At 64.0% G+C, this 1,813-nt stretch carries 3 protein-coding genes and 1 pseudogene; 2 read left to right on the top strand and 2 right to left on the bottom strand.

The features are described from left to right. Nucleotides 1-259 (top strand): annotated as a pseudogene (locus ACOJSF_RS09405) (DNA polymerase III subunit beta); the annotation flags it as partial. A 126-nt stretch (nucleotides 260-385) separates the two neighbouring features. Then, nucleotides 386-526 (top strand): hypothetical protein, encoded by a 141-nt coding sequence (locus tag ACOJSF_RS09400; RefSeq protein ID WP_420141952.1) that lies wholly within the window; start codon nucleotides 386-388, stop codon nucleotides 524-526. Nucleotides 527-768: 242 nt separating this feature from the next. Here ACOJSF_RS09400 and ACOJSF_RS09395 read toward each other — a convergent pair whose 3' ends face one another. Continuing rightward, a complete protein-coding gene (locus ACOJSF_RS09395; protein ID WP_420141951.1) occupies nucleotides 769-1,377 on the bottom strand; it encodes an LON peptidase substrate-binding domain-containing protein in 609 nt (202 codons plus the stop codon). Continuing rightward, nucleotides 1,374-1,813: tetratricopeptide repeat protein (locus tag ACOJSF_RS09390; RefSeq protein WP_420141950.1), on the bottom strand; the 440-nt coding region annotated here is incomplete at its 5' end. The genes ACOJSF_RS09395 and ACOJSF_RS09390, both read right to left, overlap by 4 nt.

The raw sequence follows: 1,813 nt of genomic DNA, 5'->3' as shown, positions 1-1,813 counted from the left end.
CAAGATGGCGGTCGACCGCGACCGGGTGACACTGTCGGTGACGAGCCCCGAGAACGGCGCGGCGGCGGAAGAAGTCCCTGGCGAGTACGCGGCGATCCCGATCGAGATCGGTTTCAACAGCCGCTATCTACTCGACATCCTGCACCAGATCGAAGGCGACAGCGTCGAAGTCCATCTTGCCGATGCGTCAGCGCCGACCCTGATCCGGGAGAACGACAAGAGCCCTGCGCTCTATGTTTTGATGCCTATGCGCGTTTAACCTAATGCTGCGCTGCGACGTGCATTAATTTCACGTGAACGTCGGCGTGAAAGGGGACCTCAATCAGCAGTCCATCGTTCGATACTCTGCAAACTGTCCTCGAATAAGACAGATGGAGAGGTCGACATGTTGGATATCGCTGATTCGAAGGATTTAGTGTCCGGGCGTGAGCGGTCGACGTTCGAACTGCCGAACAGTGCGGTTTATTTGATTTGCGGCATCTCGTCCGCCGCCTTCTGGATCATGGTGGCGTTGGCGGTCTTCTGACAGCTCTCGAACCGACCGCGCGGCGATGGCCGGTTCGCGGCTTCCGGGCCCGATTGGTGCCGCTCGCCGCTACCCCTGCCCCAGGCGCCTAGCCTGCTCGACCAAGAGCACGGGTACCCCGTCGCGGATCGGATAGGCATAGCCGCCTCGATCAGTAATCAACCAGTCCGCTTCCTGACGCAACGCTGTACGCGTTGCGGGGCAAACCAGCCTTTCCAATAACCAAGGATCGATTGCAGCGCTCATTGCAGCGTCGCGTCGTCCTGTCCGTGCCGGCCGAAGAACTGCATCAGCTGGATAAGCAATTCCGCCCGATCGTCGATCGACGGCGCTTCGAGCAGCGCCTGTTTCGAGGCGATGTCGAACGGGGCGATCTGGGCAATGCCGTTGACCAGGCTTTCGTCGTCCAGCCGCGTCACCGCTTCCCAGTCGACGGCATAGCCATGCTGATCCGCGAACCGTCGCGATTCGATCTCGATCGATGCCCGCATGCCCAGGCTCAGCGTCGTGTCGCCACTGGGTTCGACCATTTCGGCCTCGACCTGCCGGAACGGGGTGGTGACGTCCAGTTCGCGCACGATGCGGAACAGCGACACGCCCTCGAGCACGATATCGTACCGCCCGTCCTCCAACGCTTCGACATCGACAATACGGCCGACGCAGCCAAGCTCGAACAACGGCGGCGGATCGCCCGGCCCGCGCGGCTGAACCATGCCGATCCGCCGATCGCGCGCCAGCGCGTCGCTGACCATCGCCCGATAACGCGGCTCAAAGATATGAAGTGGCAGGTGCATGTCGGGGAACAACAACGCGCCGCCCAGCGGGAAGATGGAAAGGCGCGTCGTCGTCATCCGAACAGGATCGCCGAAAGACGGCGGCGCTGCTTCGACACCCAGGGGTCCTCGAGCCCGACGACCTCGAACAGCTTGAGCAGACGCTGGCGGGCCGCCCCGTCGTTCCAGTCACGATCCGCGGCGATCGACGCCAGCAGCTCATCGGCGGCCGCGTCGCGCTCGCCCGCCGCCATCAACCCGCCCGCAAGCTCGTAGCGCAGCGCCAGATCGTCCGGCGCAGCAGCGGCGCGCGCGCGCAGCCCGGACAAGTCATCGACCGGCGATGCCTCGCGCGCGAGCGCCAATGCCGCCTTTGCCCGTGCAACCTCCGGCGTCTTGCCTGCTTCCTCACTCAAACCGGCAAGCATCGCTTCGGCCTCGTCCGGACGGCCAAGTGCGATCAACGCGCGTGCATGACCGCCCGCGACGCCGCCATGGTCGGGCGCCAGATCGA

The sequence above is a fragment of the Sphingomonas sp. genome (genome assembly GCF_048594985.1).
Classification (GTDB): domain Bacteria; phylum Pseudomonadota; class Alphaproteobacteria; order Sphingomonadales; family Sphingomonadaceae; genus Sphingomonas_I.
Note: the sequence above shows the minus strand (reverse complement) of the source record. Positions and strands in the feature narration are given on the sequence as shown.